Origin of the sequence: Foetidibacter luteolus, from assembly GCF_009650435.1 — a bacterium.
Classification (GTDB): domain Bacteria; phylum Bacteroidota; class Bacteroidia; order Chitinophagales; family Chitinophagaceae; genus Foetidibacter; species Foetidibacter luteolus.
The window spans coordinates 195,650-215,211 of record NZ_VVIP01000003.1; the positions used below are offsets into that span (position 1 = coordinate 195,650).

The following is a 19,562-nucleotide window of genomic DNA, read 5'->3' on the forward strand; positions in this document are numbered from 1 at the left end:
TGAGGTTCTATCGTACAATGCCAACCCCGGATTTTATCCGGGGCTATTCACATTTTTGCCCTACGGGCTACTGCACAATTTTTCCCTGTACATACTATTAGGTGTTACCCGTGAAATGACCCCTAACTGTGAATTTGACCAACTACAATATATTAACGTTTTAAAAGTTTAGCAAGCGGTTGAAAAAATTTTAGCATAAACCGCTTGTTCGCCTGCATATAAACTGGATGTAGTAAAAGCAAAAAGCAGGTTTTTTATGGCTGAAATGTATAAGTTTTCTGGCGCCAAAGGCGGCAGAAAACATCACCCGACATGGACAATATTTCCGGCCCCCGCACCAGACAATAAATATTCGATATTGCGGGAAAAGCTGCATAGCGGTATAGCCGTAGAAGAGTGCGACGCAACGATGCGTCATAGTAGTTACTGCTGCCGGGCCCATAATAAAAACAAAAAAGCCACGGCTAACCGTGGCTTTTTTACATAAGCTTATGTGCTACTTATTATTGAAGGTTATAGATACGAGTATTACATCGTTAGGGGAATTGGCTTCTTTGGCTTTGGCCACGAGGTAAAGCGTATGCAATTTGCCATCTGTAACAGGCTGCAGTTTGGCGCTTACAGGCTTGAAGCTTGGCTTTTGGCTGCTTAATGGTGTGCTGATGCCTTCAAAAACAAATTCGCCCAGTTTGGTGCCGGTTTCACCGTCGAGCAACAGTTCGAAAGTATAGGCCGAAACAGGCTGGCTGGTCCAGGCTACGTTAAGGGTAGCGCTTTGTACGGAGGTAAGGTCTATGTTTTCCATAGCAAACCATCCTGTGTTTTTGGGAACCATCAGGTAGGCAATACCATTAAAGACGTTTTTGTTGAAATCCTTGGTTTTGGTAACGGCCTCGAACGTATAATTATTGCTGCGCAGGGCAATGGCGTTGCCGCCGCTGAGTGGCTTAATGTTGTTGCCGCCGTTATCGCTATAGCTGGCGGTTAAGTATAACACGCCGTTGGGCTTAACGGGGTTACCCAGTGTTGGGTTAAGGCTGCCCGATGCGGGAAGGCTTGGTTTCTTTTCTTTGTTGCTGGCCAGAGAGCGTATCCACCCAACAATCTGGCGGGCGTCAGCTTCTTTTAAATTGGGGTGGGCCGCCATGGCTACCTCGCCCCAAACACCGCTGCCGCCTTTGATTATTTTTTCTGTAAGGTAGCTGGTGGCATTCCTGTCCTTCACATACTTATCCGCCACTTGCTGGAAGGAAGGCCCGATGGATTTTTCGTTTATTTTATGGCAGGTTTTACAATCCAGCGAAAGCATCAGGTTTTTGCCCATTACAGCTTCGCTAACCACCTGGTGGCCCATGGGTTTGGCTGCAAGGTCTTTGCCTTCAATATAGTCCGCCGCCACCACAAGGTTTTCCAGGTTTTTGGTTTTGGCTGTATCGTCTTTGTCTTCAATAGCAACGCTATACTTTACCTGCTGCCCGGGAAAATAAAATGTTTTGTTACCCTCTACATTAATGGTTACTACCGGGGCTTCGTTACCCGCGTACACATTAACGGTGTTGCTTTTGGTAATGGAGCCGCCTTTGTCTTTTACTTCTACAAAAATGCTGTAGTCTCCAGCCTTATCAAAAGTTTGTGCAAGCTTTGGCTCTTTGGTTTCCCTGGTGTCGTTGTTAAAGTGCCATACATACGTAAGCTCATCTTTTTCAGGGTCTGCAGCTTCTACGGCTACATTAACCGCTAAGGGCAGGCTGCCGGAAGTTTTGTCAACTGTAATACCTGCTACTTTAGGCGCCCTGTTGCCGGAGTTATATTCTATAACAGACAGACCTGCATCGGGGTTTTTGGCAAACCATCCGCTGCCATATTCCAGCAAATATAAACGGCCATCGGGGCCTACTTCCATGTCAATAAGGTTATTGTTTTTGTTGTGCTCCATAAAGGGCTCCATCTTGTCAAAGTCGCCGTTTTCTTTCATGGTAACCGCTTTCATCCAGCCACGTATCCAGTCGTAAATAATCAGCTTGCCGTTGTAGTAATCAGGCAGCCTGGTTTCTTTGGGGTACATATCCGTATAATAAACAGGGCCGGCCATAGCGTTGCGGCCGCCAGTACCTACCTGCGGAAAATCTTTAGAATCTCCGTAAGGGTACCAGATAAAGGCCGGTTGCGCTGGTGGCAACTCTTTAAGGCCGGTATTGTTGCGTGATTCATTCATGGGTTTTGCAGGATCAAACGACTTGCCAATTGTACCGCTACCATAATCGTAACTGCGGTAGGGGTAATTATTGCCTACAAATAACGGCCAGCCGAAATAACCGGCTTTACGTGCCTGGTTTACCTCATCGTAGCCGCGGGGCCCGCGGGTATCAAAGCTGTCTACGTTGGCATCGGGCCCTACCTCTCCCCAGTACAGGTTGCCATTTTTCTGGTCAACAGAAATACGGTAAGGGTTCCGGTTGCCCATTACATAAATTTCGGGCCTTGCGCCCTGCGTACCCTGGGGAAATAGGTTGCCTTCCGGTATGGTATAAGTGCCGTCTTCATTTACTTTAATGCGTATTATTTTACCGCGCAGGTCGTTGGTGTTGCCGGAAGAGCGACGGGCATCATATTGCTCATGGCCGGGGCGGTCATCAAGCGGGGCATAGCCGTGGCTTACATATTTCTGGCCGGGCTCATCAAAAGGCGTTGAGTTATCGCCGAGGGACAGGTACAGCAACCTGTCTGTTCCAAAAGCGATGGAGCCGCCTGTATGGCAGCATATCTCCCTTTGGGAGTACACCTGCAATACAATTTTTTCTGAAGCCGGGTTAATAGTATCGTTTTCAAACGTAAAGCGGGACAGCCTGTTAACCGATGTGTCTGACGGGCTGTAGTACATGTATATGTAATGGTTCTTTTCAAAATTGGGGTCTTTCTGCAGGCCTAATAAGCCTTCTTCAGCGTTTACATTGGGCGTATGTACTGTTTTAAAGTACACATTTAAAAAGCCCACCTGTTTTACTTCTTTTGTTTCATGGTTATATCTTAACACTTCGCCGCGGCGCTGTACCACCAGTATGTCCAGGTTGGGCAATACAGTCATTTCCGTGGGCTCAAAGAACATGCCCTGCGCCAGGGTGGTTTTTGTAAAGCGGTCTTCATCGGGCACACGCTGTGTTTTAGCTTTGGCGTAATCCAGTTTTTTGTTTTCGCCAATGGCATACTGTACGCCCGCCAGCAGGTGCTTCAGGTAATTATCATCGCTGAAAGATTCGTCTGTGTGCCCCAGCTCGGTGTACCAGGCACGGCCCCCATCAAAATCGTGGTACCAGGCCATCGGGTGGTTATCACCATTTGTACCGCCTTTGTAGCTTTTCTCGTCAATTTTTATCAGCACGTGTACATCCTTGTTCAGGTTTTTGTAATTGTACCATTCGTCCCTGCGTTTCCAGGGGTTGGGCAGGTGTTTGGTTGATGGGTCGTTAGCATCCACAATATTCAATACGGCTTCCTGCTGATCGGGATGGCTTTCGAAATAGCCACCTACCAGGCGGCCATACCAGCCCCAGTCATATTCTGCATCGGCCGCAGCGTGTACGCCAACATAACCACCACCAGCCTGTATATACCTTTCAAAGTCGGCTTCCTGGTAATGGTTAAGTAAATCCCCGGTAGTATGTAAAAAAACAACGGCTGAATAGTTGGCAAGGCTGTCTTCAGTAAAGTAAGAAGCATTGGAAGTGGTATCTACTTCAAAATTGTTTTCAGCACCAAGCTTGTACAACGCGGCTACACCAGCAGGGATAGAAGCATGGTGAAACCCGGCTGTTTTGGTAAAAACAAGAACCCTGGGTTTTCCGGAACGGGTGTTACAGGCTGCAAAAAATAAGATAATAGCAAGTGCGGTTAAAAAGGGGGAGAACTTTTTCATTGGCGATTTTTGATAAAGCGTAAAGATAAGAGCAGTTGCTTAATTAATTCTTAACCAGACAATTAATTATGTCGCAAAAAAAGGCATATTGGCAGCATTTTTTTTAAATAGCGCAAGCCACAGCGGGTAAGGGTTACAGAGTACTTATTATGTAAAACGTTTAATGTGAAATGAACGATGTAATTCAGGTACGATGTAAATGTCCCCCCTGCTCATGGATTATTGTTAATCCATGTATAACTCGTAGTTGGCCAAAAGAAGAATGTTCTTAAACTTTGCGTCCTAAAATTTGTATATGAAAAGCAGCAGGCAGCTAATTTCTTCCGGTACGGAGTGGGAGAAAAAATTTGGATACAGCCGGGCGGTTAAGCAGGGGCGCTTTGTTTTTGTAGCCGGTACTACCGCTGTAAATGAACATGGTGATGTAATTGGTTTTGATGACCCATACCAGCAAACAGTGTACATCTACAAAAAAATAAAGAAGGCTTTAAAAGAAGCCGGTGCGGATATAACTGATGTGGTGCGCATACGCACTTTTGTAACCGATATAAAACGTTGGGAAGAAGTGGCAAAAGCGCAGGGTGAAGTGTTTGAAAACATTCGCCCCGCAGCTACTTTGGTGCAGGTTACGGCGCTGGTTAATCCTGATTTATTGGTAGAAATAGAAGCGGATGCGTTGATGGGCGAAGATTAGTATTACTCTGGGCTTCTCACGTTAATAAAAGGCCCGTACTTATGCTGCTGCTTTTGTTGAGCGCACAAAACTGAGAAAAGCGGCCAAGGCCGGCAATAGCCGAAGGTGGGTAAGAGGTAACCGAATGCGGGGAAAGAAGACGAGGGTTTGTTTGTGGTTTGAAGAATGTTATTCGTTAAGGCCCAGCCTTACCTGCTGTAGTAGCAATACATTTTCTTCAATGGTGTTTTTAATATGGCGGGCCATAATTGCGGCGATCCTGCTATTGCGGGCTTCTCCGGCAGCGGTACAAAGTATCTCATCAACTCTGCTAAAAAGCCTTGGATTGCGCCGGGCGATTTTGCTTATCTCCCTGCCCATAACCCGTGCCGCAATATCTATGAGCGCCATATCGCTCCCGTCAAAAAGGTCGTTGTGCTGTTTCCATATTTCCTGGTCGTAGATACTAAAAAAGTGGGTCAGTATGTCACTGATGTCTTTTATATCGTCCTGCCGTTTTTCAGGCCTGTCGTCCCATGCAATCAGCTTTAGCAGTACAATGCCTGGTAAAGTGCAAAATTTAAAGTGATGTTCTCCTTCAAGGTCTAATTCCGGCAGCCCATTTTCATATACTTCAGCAAAACCTTCAAGGCGTATATTTACTGGGCGAAGGGATAACGCATTGAGATTTTCATTTTTTTGGGAAATATGGCTGAAGGGCAGCAAATCAACCTGTGTTTTGTCTTTCCAGATCAATACAAAGTCATTATCCTTTACCGCAGCAAAACCTTCTGTTTGGATAAAATAATTTCTTAGCTCTGCAAAAATTTTTTCCTGGTTGATGAACACTGCAAAATCAAAATCACGGGTAATTCTTCCTGCCGCAATTTTGTGGATACCTGTAAGCCAGATATCTTTTGCAACAGCGCCTACCAGGTAAAAATCAACCTGAAATTTTTGGAACCCTCTTTCAAGCGCAGAAAACATACCTGATATTCCAGGCTGTTGCTTAATCTGGTTATACCTCAGCCTGTAGGTGGTCATTATAAACTTTTTTTGCGGTTTCCATGCAACGCCTGTCGCCGGTGTTCATTAAATCAGCATAAGCCAGTAATGGGGGTACGGCATTGCTTTCCATGTTGCCTGTATGCCAGAACTTTTGATACACTTGTACATTACCCCCAGGGTCGGGAAAAAGCTTGTAATTCTTGATAAGTTCATTGCTTGTTTCAGTACTGTAAATGGTTAAAATCTCGGGGCGTAAATAATTTGTGTATATATCACCGGCTGGTTCTCCCCCCCAAAATGTTTTACCAGCTTCTAGTGGAACTTCTCTCCAGGCATCAAAATCATCCTCATTTAAAAAGCGGAATGTACCGGTATGGATGGAAGGCTTCAACTTTACTGCGTAAGCGTCCATCCATTTTTCCAAAAGCTTTTCTTTTTGCAACAGTTTGTATTCTCTCCGGTTAGACTTTATTAAGAAACCGGCATTAGTCAAATCATCCCATACATATTTTACAGTGCCTATGGCCACGCCGGTTTGTTCGGCTATTTTTCTGTAAGTAAGATTTGTAATACTATCATCTTTTAGCAGGCTAAACACAACTTTCAGACCGGTTTTTGAAAATGCTTTTCCTGCTGCTTTAGGTACAATTTCAAATGGCTTGCTTTGTTCTATCCATATCATCACCCCATCTCTGTACACGTAAAAACTACCGTTTGCCTGCATGTAAGCAACACGGTTTTTTCTTAGCTCTTCTTTTACACCCGGGAAAAAATGACTGGCTACAACTATCATTTTTTCTGTATTGGCGGCACGCTCTAACAAGTGTGGCAGTTGATGCAGCCGCGGTTGCTGCATAATTACGCAGCTAAACTCAAGTAACTCATGTCCGGTGTTAATCCTGAGATTGATATTGCCTTCCGCATCTTTCTCCCATTTGCATGTAATACCCGTATATTCATGAAGATTGCGAACAGCAAAATCAATTATAGCATCACTATTGTTCATTATTTTTAGATGTTCAAGAAACGTGAACAATGTAAAAATATGAACAAAATTCCATTTAACGTTGTAGACAGATGAATTTTAAGATTTCTAAAAGCTTAATTTATTCGCCACCCTCTTCAATTCAATCTCAGAAGCTTTGGCGGCATAGGCTAAGTTTACCAGGCGGTAACCTGCCTGTTCAAAGCTTTGCTGGGCATCGCGGAGTTCTATGATGGTAGCAACCCGCAAACGGAAACGCTCCATTACCAGCGACAGAAGGTCTTGTGTAAGCTGGTAATTGCGGCGTTCGGTTTTATACTGGTTTAACGTATTCTGGTAAGCCTGGTAGGTTTTTACTGCATTGGCTTCATAATCGCGAATGAGTATTCTTTTTTGCAGTTCCGCATTGTTTACGCCAATTTCTGCTGCCCGCTGCTGCCGTTTTACAGCAGAGCCGTTGTAAATAGGTATGGCAAGGTTAATGCCTATGGTTGGCCCATACCGGGTGTTAAGAATGGTTTGGCCGGCGGCGTTCTGGTTGCGGCTATAGCTGTAGCCACCATTGGCGCTAAGGGTGGGATAACGCTGGGCTGCTGTTTCTTTTACAATAAGCTGGTTAATCCTTACCTGCTGGTCGGCGGCAATAATATCAGCATTGGTAGTCAGGTTGTTCAGCACAGAATCCAGCATTACCGCCTGGTCTATTTCAATGGTGTCAATTACCGTTACAGATGAATCTGCCTTTAAGGTAAGCAGCGTAAGTAAGTCTGTTTTAGCCTGATCAATTACCAGTTTTTGCGATTCCAGGGCCTGGTTAAGGGTGTTCAGGTCTATCTGCGCCTGGAAGATATCAGCATTATTGGCCAGGCCGGCACTCTTTCTTACTTCCAGTATTTTTAAGCGCTCTTTAGAGGCTTCAATGGATTGCTGGATGGTTTTGGTATAGTTCTCCTGCCGCACCACATCAAAATATTTGGTCATTACAGCGGCAATGGTGTTTTGCACCTGCGAGTTGAGTATTTGTTCACTCTGGCTTTGCAGTTGCTCCAGCCGCTTTTTGGTAGAAACAATGCGCATGCCGTTGTACAATACTATACCTGCCGTAACGTTTGCCGCAAGGTTGTTACTGGCTACATTGTTGGTTTTGATGGTACGGGTAGCCGAATCGCCCACGTTAAACTTCTGGTTAATGCTGGATAACTGCTCATTATCGGTAAGTGTGGCGCTTACAAGGGGCAACCCGCCAGCAACACCGTAATGGTTTAGCACGGCGTTTTGATCAACCACGTTTTTGGCCAACTGTATGTCAAGACTGTTTTTAAGGGCAATATTGATAGCGTCCTGCAACTTTAGCTGCTGTGCCGTTGCACTGATACTTACAAAGGATAATATGATAAATAAACGTTTCATTAAAACCATTGGTTAAAAATATCCGGACTTATTTAAAAGCCTGAAAATAATATGTAAATCCGCCAGGCTGGCGCCAGGGGCGGCAGAAACAAAGCCACCCTGTGAACAAAGCTGCATAGCACCTCATCCGCCCTTTGGGCACCTTCTCCTAAAGGAGAGGGAAAAGAATGAATAGTTTTCAGAACGTACAAGAGTGCGACGCAACAGGCGATGCCATGAAAAACCGTAAGCCGGGCTCCAAATTTTTTTGCCTTTGTTGCCAACACCCCGCTACTCTGTAATTTCTGTTTTATGCCCTTTGTGTTTGCCTGATATAAACATGTACACTGCCGGTATTACCAGCAGCGTAAGTATCAGCGAAAACATAATACCGCCAACAATAACAATACCCAGCGGAACACGGCTGGTAGAGGCTGCTCCCAGGCTTAACGCGATGGGCAACGCCCCCAGCGATGTGGCCAGGCTGGTCATTAAAATGGGGCGTAAACGCTGCGTAGATGCCTCGATGACCGCCTGCAATTTGGGCAGGCCAAATTCCCGTTTCTGATTGGCGAATTCCACTATTAAAATGCCGTTCTTGGTTACCAGCCCTATCAGCATTATCATGCCTATCTCCGAAAAAATATTGAGTGTTTGCCCGAATATCCACAAGCTTAAAAGGGCTCCTGCAAATGCAAGCGGTACTGTTAAAATAATACCGAAAGGATCTGTAAAACTCTCGAATTGGGCAGCCAATACCAGGTATATTAACACCAATGCAAGCCCAAGTGCAAAGATGATATTAGAAGAACTTTCTGAATAATCTCTTGACGGGCCGGTGAGCGTGGTTTGAAAGGATTCATCCAGCAAACCATTGCCAATGCTTTCCATGGCTTTTATGCCATCGCCGATAGTATAGCCTTCGGCCAGCGAAGCTGAAATTGTGGCCGATTTATACCTGTTAAAATGAAACAGCGTAGAAGGGCTGCTGCTTTCTTCCAGGTGCACCACCGCATCCAGCGGAATGCTTTCGCCGCGGTTATTGCGTACATATAGTTTTTCTATGTCCAGTGGTTTTTCCCTATCAGTTCTTTCCACCTGGGCTATCACCTGGTATTGAAACCCGTTCATAGTAAAATAGGCCAGCCTGCCACCACTGAAGGCGCTTTGCATGGCAGCCACCACATCTGATGTGGAAAGCCCCAGGTCTTTTACCTTCATCCTGTCAACCGTTACCTGCAATTCCGGTTTATTAAACTTCAGGTTAACATCCACATTGGCAAAGGTTTTGTTTTTGCGGGCCTCATCCAGGAATTTGGGTATGATATCTTTTAGCTTGGCTAAATCCTGGTTTTGCAAAATAAACTGCACGGGCAACCCGCCCCTTGAACCCTGGCCCACGGCAATGGTTTGCTCCTGCACGGCAAAAATTCTTGCATCGTTAAAACGGGATACTTTACGCTGCAGATCGTTGGCTATTTCTGTCTGGCTGCGGCTGCGGTATTTAGGCTCTACCAACGCCACCCTGGGTTGCGAAGAATTAGAAGAGCCAAAACCGCCCCCACCACCAACACGGGCAAACACAAAATCACGTTCCGGCACTGAATCGTACAGGTAATTGGCCACACTGTCTGTAATAGCAGACATATAATTAAAACTGGTACCTTCTGCGCTTGTCATAGTTAACCGTATACTGCTGCGGTCTTCCAGCGGGGCAATTTCACTTTTTAATTGCGCACCGATAAAGAAGATGGCGCCAAAGCAAATCAATACTATAACCCATGCCACCCATTTTATTTTCATGAAGCCCGTAAGTATGCGTTTATAACCATTTTCCATGCCCTCAAAAAAAGGTTCTGTTTTGTTGTACAGCCAGCCGTGGCCCGATTTTTTGCTGGTTAAATACACATTAAGCACCGGGGTAATGGTTAGCGACACAAAGGCGGAAATAAGTACGGCGGCTGCCAGTGTTACGCCAAACTCGCGGAACAGCCTGCCCGTAAACCCTTCGAGAAAAATAAGGGGCAAAAACACCACCGCCAGCGTTATGGAGGTAGAGATTACTGCAAAGAATATTTCCTTACTGCCATCCAGCGCCGCTTTGCGAATGGGCAACCCTTCCTCCAGTTTGCGGAAAATGTTTTCCGTTACCACTATGCCATCATCTACCACAAGGCCGGTAGCCAATACAATACCCAGCAGGGTAAGTATGTTGATGGAAAAGCCGGAAATGTACATGATGAAAAAGGTAGCCACCAGCGAAATAGGAATATCTATCAGCGGCCGTATAGCTATAAGCCAGTTGCGGAAAAAGAAGAAAATTACCAGTACCACCAGCACAAAGGAAATGATGAGCGTTTCTTCCACTTCTTCCAGCGACTGCCTGATGTTTTTGGTATTGTCTATAAGGATGTTCATTTCAACATCTGCCTTGCTGGATTTCTTAATCTCATCCAGCCTTTTGTAAATCTCATCGGCAATGTTAATGTTGTTGGCGCCGGGCTGTGGTATTATGGCCAGGCCTACCGCGTTAACCCCGTTGTACTTCCAGCTTTGTTCCAGCGATTCCGGCGCTATTTCTACCGTGGCTATATCGTTCAGGCGTACTATGCCGGTGCTGTCTTCCCGTATCAGCAGGTCTCTAAACTGTTGCTCATTGGTAAGGCGGCCCAGGGTACGTATGGTCATTTCTGTATTATCGCCATAAATTTTGCCGGGCGGCAGTTCAATATTTTCGGTAGAAAGCGCTGTTCTTACATCGGTAAAAGCAACACCGTAAGCATTCATTTTTTGCGGGTTAAGCCAAATGCGCATTGAGTAGCGCTTTTGGCCAAATATGTTTATTGAGCTAACCTCGTTAATGGTTTGCAGTTGCTGCTGCAATACGTTTTCCGCATAGTCACTCAGTTCCATCAAACCCATCGTGCGGCTTTGTACAGCAATGATCATAATAAAATCGCTGTTGGCATCGGCCTTGCTGATAACGGGTGGTGCATCAATATCCTGTGGCAGGCTGCGTGCCGCCTGGCTTACCTTGTCACGCACATCACTGGCAGCAGCTTCCAGGTCAATACCCAGGTTAAACTCTATGTTAATGGAGCTGTTGCCCATAGAGCTGGAAGAAGTAATGGTGCGTATGCCTGGAATGCCGTTGATTTGTTTTTCCAGCGGTTCGGTAATCTGGCTTTCTATAATATCGGGGTTAGCGCCGGCGTAAGAAGTGTTTACGCTAATATTAGGAGGGTCAATAGCCGGGTAATCCCGTACGGCCAAAAAGGTAAAACCTACCACGCCAAACAGTATAATAACCAGGTTCATTACCGTTGCCAATACCGGCCGCTTGAGTGATAGTTCTGAAATGTTCATGCAATGTAATGTGCTGATTTGCTAATGTGCTGATTACAGCTACGCTGTAATGTTTTTTTTATGTACCCGGCAGACGAAGCGCTGTTGAACTTCGTTGCGTCGCACTCTTGTACTGTACCGCTTTACTGAGCAACAGACCCTGCATCCCGCAGCACAATGTCATTAAGTTAAGCCCCATCGGGGCTTCCTGTTTGTAGAAACAACATCATTTTAGAGGAACGGATGCCACGGAGTGGCTACCCAATCGTGGCTTAAGGGTAGCCGCTATGCGGCATAATTCCCTTGTTGTATGCTATTTCTACAAACATGTAGCACCTACGGCGCAAAGAACAAAGTCTTTCTTTTAACTTAATGACATCATCCCGCAGCATTGCGGGTTTGTCATCATTTTACCCGTAGCCACCAGCCAGAATTTGTTACCAGAGAATATTACCTGTTGTTACCCTTTGGCCTGGCATTGATTGCTTGCGCTGTTACACCACCGCGCCAGGGATAGAAGCGGAAAGCCCGCAACCACCGTAGCCTTAGCGGAGGTGGTGAGGACTTGTAGCGGATAGCCCGGTGCCTTCGGCAGGCGCCCTTAAAAAATACTATCCCATATACTACCCCATAAATACAATGGCAAAGAACAAATAATGTTAAGGGCAACTACTGCTTTGCAAGCGAATCCAACGCCTTTACGCTCCGTACCTTTAACTCTGCATTGGGCCTTGCAAACAAAACGCCCGTTACCACCACTGAATCGCCGGGATTAACACCGCTGGTAACCTCTACAGTTTCGGCCAGGCGTACGCCCGTTTTTACATTGGCAAACAGGGCCTTGCCGTTTTTTACCAGAACAAGTTGCTTGTTTTTATCATCGGGAATAATACAATTGGAAGGAACCATAATGGCCTTTTTATCGGCGCCGGCATTTACCAGCACTTTTACAAAGGCGCCGGGGCGGGCAGAACCACCTTCCAGCAGGGCACGTACCCGCAGGTTGCGTGTGGTTTGGTTAGCCTGTGGTTCAGAAGCTATAATAAGCGCTTTGCGTTTGGCTTTGGTGGCAGCATCTACTTCTACGTCAACATAAGCGCCTTTTTTTACTATGGCCCCATATTCTTCGGGCAACGTAAAATCAACCTTTAGCTTACTAACCTGCTGTATGGTAGCAATAATGTTAGCGGGTGTAACAAAGGCGCCCGGGCTAACCTGTTTAAGGCCAATTACACCGCTAAACGGGGCACGCACTACAGACTTGTCTATTTGCGCCTGTGTAAATTCAATATCTGCTTTGATGGTATTTAAATTGTTGAGAGCCAAATCATAATCTGCCTGGTTTACGCCGTTAATGTCCAGCAACTTTTTAAGGCGCTGCTCGGTTTGGGCGGCCAGGTCAAGCTGTGCTTTAGAGCGGCCCAGGTTAGCCTGCAGGTCGGCATCGTTAATGCGGGCAATTACAGCACCCTGTGCTACAAAGCTGCCCTCCGGCACATTAAGGTAAGTAATGCGGCCATTTATTTCCGGCCTCAGTTCAGCAAATTCGTTGGGTAATACCGTTCCGTTAGCTTCTATAAAGTTTTCTATACCTGTTGCTTTGGCTACAATTACATCTACAATAACGGCCTGGCCCCTGGCTGCGCCTGCACCCGGGTTGCCTGGTTTTGCCGAAGGCTCTTTTTTACTTCCACAGGCTGTACTTAAAACAAGGGGTATATAAAACAAGTGTTTACCTAAACGGTGCAACTGGAACATTCAAGTTAAAGGTTTTGCTGAGTGGCGATAAAGATAACGGGTTTTACCGCCGTTTGTTCACTATTAAAATATTGAGGCGGTGAAAGCGGTAAAAAATAAGGTGAGGTTAAAGCGGGCTTTTTTACTTAACAAATCATTGTGCTAACGGTACAATTTTTCAGTAAAAATTACGGTTGTTTATTTGCCGTAAGCTGCGTATGGGCAGCGTACCGGTTGTTGGGCGTAATATTTAGCCAATTAGCTTTTTGGCAGTATCTGCATCCAGCTCTTTTTCCCACCGGGCTATTACTATAGTGGCAACTGTATTGCCGATGATATTGGTAAGGGCCCTGGCCTCGCTCATAAAACGGTCAATGCCCAGTATTAAGGCAACGGCCGCCGCGGGTATATGCCCCACCACGGGCAGTGTAACCGCCAGCGTAATAAAGCCGCTGCCTGTAACGCCGGCAGCCCCTTTGGATGTAAGCAGCAACACCAGCAGTAACGTAAGCTGTTGGGGCAGGGCCAATGGCACATCTATAGCCTGTGCAATAAAAACCGCCGCCATGGTAAGGTAAATGGATGTACCATCCAGGTTAAAAGAATAACCGGCGGGTACCACCAGCCCAACCACCGGCTCTGAGCAGCCAACCTTTTTGAGCTTTTCCATAATGCCGGGCAACGCACTTTCTGAAGAGGAAGTGCCGAGTACAATCAGCAATTCTTCCTTTATGAATTTCAGTAACTTAAATATGCTGAAGCCAACAGCTTTTAATACGCTGCCCAGCACTACAAAAATGAACAGCAGGCAGGTAAGGTAAAAGCAGAGCATTAACTCCCCCAGGGAGGTGAGCGACTTAATACCGTATTTGCCAATGGTAAAACTCATAGCCCCTAATGCGCCAACAGGGGCGGCTTTCATAATTATTTTTACTATGGTAAAAAGTACGTTGGTAAAATATTTAACGCCGCTTACTACAGGCCTTGCTTTTTCCCCCAGTTTTGAAACGGCAAAGCCAAACAGTACAGAAACCAGTAACACCTGCAGCAAATCGCCCTTTACAAAAGCACTGATGAGGGTGTCAGGTATAATATTGAGCAAAAACTCCGCTATGGTAGTATGGGCTTCAGGTTTTGCATACTGCTGCATGGCACTGCTATCCAGGGTAGCGGGGTTTATATGCATACCCTCGCCAGGCCTGGCTATGTTTACCACTACAAGCCCTATAATTAAGGCCAGCGTGGTAAGCACTTCAAAATACAGAATGGATTTTAAACCCACCCGGCCCATCTTTTTCATGTCACGCATTTCGCCCATGCCGGTTACTATGGTGCAGAAAATAACAGGGCCTATCAGCATTTTCACCAGTTTGATAAACCCATCGCCCAGGGGCTTTAGCTGTACCGCAATGTTGGGGAAAAAGTATCCAAGCAAAATGCCTGTTACAATGGCAATAATAACCTGCAGGTAGAGGCTTTTGAAGAGCAGTTTCATTGCTTGAAAATACGGTAAGCAGTTGTGATGGAAAAATGGAAAGCTGCCCTTGCCGTTGTAACCATGGAGCAGGCTTTAAAACCTAACCTTATCATTAATCCTGTTAATAAGCATATTGTAAGCATTGCGCAGCAGCCGGTCTGCAATCATGCTTCTGCCGGGCGGGTTTATGTTGCTGTTGTTAATCATGGCCCAGTCCTGCGGTGTAAGGGCCCGGCTATCGCCACGGTAACGGGCTGTTTCTTCCTGCCAGTTGTAGTTGTTGGGAAAATTATCAAAAAACATGTTGCCATTGCTCTGCACATCGTAAATGCGGCATTGCAGGTTAGTATTGCTTTGCAGGTAGCGCCGGGTAACATATACGGTAGCGGTTACAGTGGTATAAATGGGCTGTGGAGGGTTGCTTTTGGTGCTGCCTGTTTGTATTTGCTTGCTGCGGTTAATGGTGTAGGTGTTGCTGAATAACTGGCTGATGTAGATATTGGTGAAATTAACGTCTACAATTTTATCGGGCTGTATTTTTTGAGAATTGGCCTGCCAGTCTGTATAAAATTTTACATCGCGAAAAGAGCGCTGGTTAAGGTCCCGCACCAGTTGGTCCTGCAGCCAGTCGTTTTGAAAGCCCCAGTAGCTAAAGTTGTTACGGTAATAATTTACAGGGGTAACCACCACTTTTAATATGGCCAGGTTGCGGGCTTCGTTCATCAGTTCGTTCACGTCTTTATAGCCCGGGTAAGCCTCATCGGCCTTCGCAAAATAATCGTATGCTTTTTGTGCATAAGGGCGGGTATTGTAGTCAAGGTATTTCATGCCCATGCTGTAGTATTCGGCGGCGGCTTTTTCTTTTGCGTTTTGAATGGCGTTTGACGGGTTCCAGGGTTGCGGCACGGCTTTATAGGCGGCCGGGGTAGATACAATGGCTTCATACATTTGCTGCATCACCGTAAACTCTTTGGAAAGCTCTATGTACCTGTCTCCCCCCGAGAGGTTGTAATATTTGGATTCTGTAACCGACTTGCGCTTATCCGCAGCCTGCTTGTAAGCAACGGGTAGCTGGGTGGCTGCCTCCTTATCCGCGGGGTCTTTCTTCAGCCGTTCAATTAAATCAAATACCTGTTTGTCTTCAAACGTGTAGTTGCGCTGAACAGGATTATAAGTGCCGCATGACAACAGCAGTATTAAAATAACAAACAGCAGGCGATGTTGCATAGGAAGGGCTTTTAGCATTGCAGGATAGTAAGATAAGGAATGTTTTTTAAGTAGGCGCCAATAGGGGTTAGGAGTGTGGAGATAGCCATGATAATGGGGTGCCCCCAAGCTATCGCAAGGGGTCGGGCTTTCCACTATTACTCCGGCACAAAAGCTGCGCGGCGACGGCTTCACCGGGGTAACCGTTTCAATCCCTCACCCGCAGGTGCAGCACCCTGTTTTTTGTGTTGGCGGTACTTTGCTTTAAACCAAGATTTTTGCACGGTGGCGAATAAAGAACAAAGCGTACAGGTGAGCAATCGTGCGTGGCGGAGCAGCAAGATTGGAAACAAACTACCTATTTGAGACAGTAGCCATGCAGCCAAGTTCAAAAAAAATCATTCTACACTTTTATGCTGGCTATTATATTCTTCGCTGGTTACTTTCTCCATCCATTCAACAACTTTTCCATTCAGGGTTTCCTGTATGGCAATATGTGTCATGGCATTTGTAGAGGTGGCGCCATGCCAGTGTATTTCATCAGGTTCAAACCAAACTATATCGCCGGGGTGCACTTCTTCAACACGGCCACCTCTGCGCTGTACCCAGCCGCAACCTGCTGTAATAAGCAGGGTTTGGCCAAGTGGATGCGTATGCCAGGCGGTTCTGGCGCCGGGCTCAAATGTTACACTGGCTGCTACGCCACGCCTGCTGTTATTTGCATCAAATAACGGGTCTATCCGTACGGCGCCTGTAAACCAATCTTCGGGCCCCTTAACAGATGGTCTTGAACCTGTTCTTGTTATTTCCATATACTGGTTTTTATTCTGGAATAAACTTAACGTGAGTTTTGGATCTTTTATACTGATATTCAGCTATGTACAAATAAAAATCAAGCAAGATCATTTTAACTGCATCATGAAGTTTAGTAAGCCCTGCTGAAGGGAATTCTGCTGCTGAAATCACAGTAGCACAAAAGCTTCATCAAGGCGAATGGAAGAAACGTGCTGTATATCGTTTCTTCCTTGACTTTTTTTGTTACTTTTTTGTGTCAAGCCTGTCCCGGACTTGTTACGGGGACAAAAAAGTAAAATAGCGTCATTCAATACAGGTATGTACGACACCCAAAACATACGGTAAACTTAAGCCGAACCATTCGTGATATATTTGAGAGGAGCGCCACCAGCAATAGTGTTGGCCGGAACATCCCTGGTAACAACAGCAACTGGTGCAATAGCAGCATTTTCCCCCAACAGGTACTCACGGTAGTATAGTGGCTGTAGCGGCAATCCATGTTTTGCGTTTACAAGGATGGAGTTTGCCGTCACCACCCTTCTGTTGGCTGGCTAAAGGCCAGACTTCTGCAGCAGCGAAGCAATTATACTACTGCCCTTCCATTTTTGAAATAATATTTCCTGCTATGGGAAGATTTGCTCAGGCTAAAATGTATAACTTACTGAAAATGAAGGTATATTATGTTCTGGCATAAGTGTTGCCAATTAGATGGAACATTGAAAAAGTAAAGTGCGGCAACCCATAAAAAGTAATACAACCCAAAACAACCCTTTTATGAATTCGTTGAGATCAGTTACCAGGTTTATTGAACTAAGCGGTATTACGGTAGAATATTTTGAAAAGATGGCCCGGATTGAACCGGGTACCATTGAGGTTGCACAACAAAGAGAAACAGAGTTGAGAAATATTGAAGTGCTGCGCATTATAGCCCGTTTTGGCCCTGCCCTTATGAACCGTGGGTTTAGCATAATACCGCTTAAAGACTGGCCGGGCGAACACAACGATTATGTAATTGTAGAAAATGAAATCAACAGGATTATTTTTGGTGAAGATGAGTAACTGCTGCTGGTAAAAATGATGTAGGAACCCGTTTAATAAGCGGGTTTTTTAATGTGCCTTGGTGTGGTATTGATAACCAAACGATAAAACGCAAGGCAGGCCACCTAATTTTTTTGTAAGAAGCGGACATTTTTATTTGCAGCCTTATCTTTGAAAAAAAGCTTAACCAATGAGATTCACAGTTACCGGTTTACCCAAGGATTTTACAGAAACCGACCTTGAAGAATTATTCCTGCCTTTTGGAAGGATTACTTTCGCCAAAATTTATATTGACCCGCTTAGCCTTAAAAGCCGGGGCCGCGGCCTGGTTGAAATGCCGGTTGCAGAACAGGCAGAAACAGCCATGCAGCAACTGCAGGCCAAACAAATTGGTGAACATACCATTAAGTTAAAAGTGGAGCCTTACAAGCAGCCGGTGCAGCACCAGGAAAACAGGAGGCCTTTTCAACAGCGACAGCCATCGTTTAATACTAACCGTGAAGATGATGGCCTGAGACGGAGGCGTACCCGCATGCCGCTTAACCGCAGCAGCTTTGGGCAATAGCGCCAGGCTTATACCTGCTTTATTTAACGATTAAAAATACTGTATGATACACACGGGAATTATATTGGGCAGCACACGCCCTGGCCGTAACGGGGAAGCCGTTGCCAAATGGGTGTTGGATATTGCACAACAGCGCAACGATTCAACCTTTGAACTGGTTGATGTAAGCGACTATAACCTTCCCCTGCTGGATGAGCCAATACCCCCATCCATGGGCCAGTATTCAAACGAGCACACGAAAGCATGGGCCGCCAAGATAGCTTCCTTTGATGCTTTTGTTTTTATAACACCTGAGTATAACCACAGCACTTCAGGCGCTTTGAAAAATGCCATTGATTATGTTTATGCCGAGTGGAACAACAAATCTGCCGGGTTTGTTAGCTATGGCAGCGCCGGTGGCGCCCGTGCCGTTGAACACCTGCGCGGTATTATGGCCGAGCTGCAGATTGCCGATGTGCGGGCACAGGTAATGCTATCGCTGTTTACTGATTTTGAAAATTTCAGCGTGTTTAAGCCTGCTGAAAATAAAGCCAAAGCCGTTGGGCCAATGCTGGACCAGGTAATAGCCTGGGGCACTGCCTTAAAAACGTTAAGGAATAAGTAACAAAAAGGGGCGCTGCCTTAGCTACAGCCTGGCTGCAAAAGCTGCGGCCTGTTACACTTTGGGTGAGGGATTGAAGCGGTTACCCCGGTGAGGGCCGTTGCAGCAAGGCTTTTGTGCCGGAGTAATAGCGGAAAGCCCGACCCCTTGCGATAGCTTGGGGGCACCCCCAGAATGGAATACTATAATTAAACTACGGTTTCTGCGGTTAACTTTTTTAGTGGCGGCATACCAATTCTGCGGTTAAAAAGCCCCGCCATACTTGTGCCGAAAAACATGCCCAAAGCAGCGCCGCCCAGTATATCTAACGGGTAATGAACGCCTACATACACCTGCCCGTAACTGATGGTGGCAGCCCACACAAAAAACAGGTATCCCCATTTTTTAATATAAGGTTTTAGTGTAAAATAGTAGAATGCTGCCTGCCCAAAATGGTTGGCCGCATGGCTGGATGTAAAGCTGCCGCTACCCGGGCAACCACCCAGCAAACGCCGCACATAAGGCGAAAGTACAGGATCGTTACAGGGGCGTAAACGGCCAATGGATTCCTTTAGCCAGTGGCTGCTCACCACATCGGTAAGTGTTACGGCCACTACCGCACAAAGCAGCCAGGGCCATGCCCGCCAGCCAAAATTTATAAACACCAGGCATAAAAGGAACAGGTATAGGGGAAGCGAGCTGTCCTGGTCCCGCCACCAGGGAAAAACGCTGTCCAGGAACGGGGTGGTCCATTCGCCGTTAATTTGCAAAAAGAGCCAGGTATCCCATTGCTTCAGTGCTTCCAGTAAACCAGTGGCGGCCAATAAAGTCATTCTATAAATTTCTGTTTA

Annotated in this window: 14 protein-coding genes; 4 read left to right on the forward strand and 10 right to left on the reverse strand. The window is 46.1% G+C overall.

All coding sequences use genetic code 11. The annotated features are described in order from the left end of the window. Positions 1-496: 496 nt before the first annotated feature. Positions 497-3,913, reverse strand: coding sequence for a ThuA domain-containing protein (locus tag F0364_RS00920; protein WP_153795860.1), 3,417 nt, complete (start codon positions 3,911-3,913; stop codon positions 497-499). A 295-nt stretch (positions 3,914-4,208) separates the two neighbouring features. Between F0364_RS00920 and F0364_RS00925 the strand changes: the two genes are divergently transcribed. Then, a complete protein-coding gene (locus tag F0364_RS00925) occupies positions 4,209-4,607 on the forward strand; it encodes a RidA family protein (RefSeq protein WP_153795861.1) in 399 nt (132 codons plus the stop codon). A gap of 168 nt (positions 4,608-4,775) precedes the next feature. On the opposite strand, the gene F0364_RS00930 is transcribed toward F0364_RS00925, so the two are convergent. From F0364_RS00930 to F0364_RS00965, 8 genes are all read right to left on the reverse strand, one after another. Then, positions 4,776-5,630 carry a hypothetical protein gene (locus F0364_RS00930; protein WP_153795862.1) on the reverse strand — a complete coding sequence of 285 codons (855 nt, stop codon included), beginning with the start codon at positions 5,628-5,630 and terminating at the stop codon, positions 4,776-4,778. Continuing rightward, entirely contained in the window at positions 5,605-6,600 is a 996-nt protein-coding gene (locus tag F0364_RS00935) for a type IV toxin-antitoxin system AbiEi family antitoxin (protein ID WP_153795863.1), read from the reverse strand. Before F0364_RS00935 ends, F0364_RS00930 begins: the two co-directional genes overlap by 26 nt. 87 nt (positions 6,601-6,687) lie before the next feature. Then, positions 6,688-7,989 carry a TolC family protein gene (locus F0364_RS00940; protein WP_153795864.1) on the reverse strand — a complete coding sequence of 434 codons (1,302 nt, stop codon included), beginning with the start codon at positions 7,987-7,989 and terminating at the stop codon, positions 6,688-6,690. 270 nt (positions 7,990-8,259) lie between these two features. Continuing rightward, positions 8,260-11,334, reverse strand: a complete 3,075-nt coding sequence (locus tag F0364_RS00945; RefSeq protein WP_153795865.1) for an efflux RND transporter permease subunit — start codon at positions 11,332-11,334, stop codon at positions 8,260-8,262. A gap of 648 nt (positions 11,335-11,982) precedes the next feature. Further along, complete coding sequence (locus F0364_RS00950) at positions 11,983-13,071, reverse strand: efflux RND transporter periplasmic adaptor subunit (protein WP_235920978.1); 1,089 nt, start codon at positions 13,069-13,071, stop codon at positions 11,983-11,985. Positions 13,072-13,300: 229 nt separating this feature from the next. Continuing rightward, positions 13,301-14,545 (reverse strand): C4-dicarboxylate transporter DctA, encoded by a 1,245-nt coding sequence (gene dctA / locus F0364_RS00955; protein WP_153795866.1) that lies wholly within the window; start codon positions 14,543-14,545, stop codon positions 13,301-13,303. Between the two features lie 75 nt (positions 14,546-14,620). Then, entirely contained in the window at positions 14,621-15,754 is a 1,134-nt protein-coding gene (locus tag F0364_RS00960) for a hypothetical protein (protein WP_153795867.1), read from the reverse strand. Between the two features lie 377 nt (positions 15,755-16,131). Beyond that, the gene (locus F0364_RS00965) at positions 16,132-16,545 is read right to left on the reverse strand and encodes a (R)-mandelonitrile lyase (RefSeq protein WP_153795868.1); all 414 of its coding nucleotides are present in this window, start codon (positions 16,543-16,545) and stop codon (positions 16,132-16,134) included. Positions 16,546-17,302: 757 nt separating this feature from the next. On the opposite strand from F0364_RS00965, the gene F0364_RS00970 reads away from it, so the two are divergent. The 3 genes from F0364_RS00970 to F0364_RS00980 all read left to right on the forward strand — a co-directional run bounded on the left by F0364_RS00970 (position 17,303) and on the right by F0364_RS00980 (position 18,735). After that, positions 17,303-17,587, forward strand: a complete 285-nt coding sequence (locus F0364_RS00970; protein ID WP_153795869.1) for a hypothetical protein — start codon at positions 17,303-17,305, stop codon at positions 17,585-17,587. Between the two features lie 169 nt (positions 17,588-17,756). Next, positions 17,757-18,131 carry an RNA recognition motif domain-containing protein gene (locus tag F0364_RS00975; protein WP_153795870.1) on the forward strand — a complete coding sequence of 125 codons (375 nt, stop codon included), beginning with the start codon at positions 17,757-17,759 and terminating at the stop codon, positions 18,129-18,131. Positions 18,132-18,174: 43 nt separating this feature from the next. Continuing rightward, complete coding sequence (locus tag F0364_RS00980) at positions 18,175-18,735, forward strand: NADPH-dependent FMN reductase (RefSeq protein WP_153795871.1); 561 nt, start codon at positions 18,175-18,177, stop codon at positions 18,733-18,735. Positions 18,736-18,920: 185 nt separating this feature from the next. Here the strand turns inward: F0364_RS00980 and F0364_RS00985 are convergent, their stop codons facing one another. Further along, a complete protein-coding gene (locus F0364_RS00985) occupies positions 18,921-19,544 on the reverse strand; it encodes a phosphatase PAP2 family protein (protein ID WP_153795872.1) in 624 nt (207 codons plus the stop codon). Between the last annotated feature and the right edge of the window lie 18 nt (positions 19,545-19,562).

Excerpts from the sequence above, each read along its gene's own strand:
- F0364_RS00920 (WP_153795860.1), bottom strand. The coding sequence starts at position 3,913 with ATGAAAAAGTTCTCCCCCTTTTTAACCGCACTTGCTATTATCTTATTT.
- F0364_RS00925 (WP_153795861.1), top strand. The coding sequence starts at position 4,209 with ATGAAAAGCAGCAGGCAGCTAATTTCTTCCGGTACGGAGTGGGAGAAA.
- F0364_RS00930 (WP_153795862.1), bottom strand. The coding sequence starts at position 5,630 with ATGACCACCTACAGGCTGAGGTATAACCAGATTAAGCAACAGCCTGGA.
- F0364_RS00935 (WP_153795863.1), bottom strand. The coding sequence starts at position 6,600 with ATGAACAATAGTGATGCTATAATTGATTTTGCTGTTCGCAATCTTCAT.
- F0364_RS00940 (WP_153795864.1), bottom strand. The coding sequence starts at position 7,989 with ATGAAACGTTTATTTATCATATTATCCTTTGTAAGTATCAGTGCAACG.
- F0364_RS00945 (WP_153795865.1), bottom strand. The coding sequence starts at position 11,334 with ATGAACATTTCAGAACTATCACTCAAGCGGCCGGTATTGGCAACGGTA.
- F0364_RS00950 (WP_235920978.1), bottom strand. The coding sequence starts at position 13,071 with ATGTTCCAGTTGCACCGTTTAGGTAAACACTTGTTTTATATACCCCTT.
- dctA (WP_153795866.1), bottom strand. The coding sequence starts at position 14,545 with ATGAAACTGCTCTTCAAAAGCCTCTACCTGCAGGTTATTATTGCCATT.
- F0364_RS00960 (WP_153795867.1), bottom strand. The coding sequence starts at position 15,754 with ATGCAACATCGCCTGCTGTTTGTTATTTTAATACTGCTGTTGTCATGC.
- F0364_RS00965 (WP_153795868.1), bottom strand. The coding sequence starts at position 16,545 with ATGGAAATAACAAGAACAGGTTCAAGACCATCTGTTAAGGGGCCCGAA.
- F0364_RS00970 (WP_153795869.1), top strand. The coding sequence starts at position 17,303 with ATGAATTCGTTGAGATCAGTTACCAGGTTTATTGAACTAAGCGGTATT.
- F0364_RS00975 (WP_153795870.1), top strand. The coding sequence starts at position 17,757 with ATGAGATTCACAGTTACCGGTTTACCCAAGGATTTTACAGAAACCGAC.
- F0364_RS00980 (WP_153795871.1), top strand. The coding sequence starts at position 18,175 with ATGATACACACGGGAATTATATTGGGCAGCACACGCCCTGGCCGTAAC.
- F0364_RS00985 (WP_153795872.1), bottom strand. The coding sequence starts at position 19,544 with ATGACTTTATTGGCCGCCACTGGTTTACTGGAAGCACTGAAGCAATGG.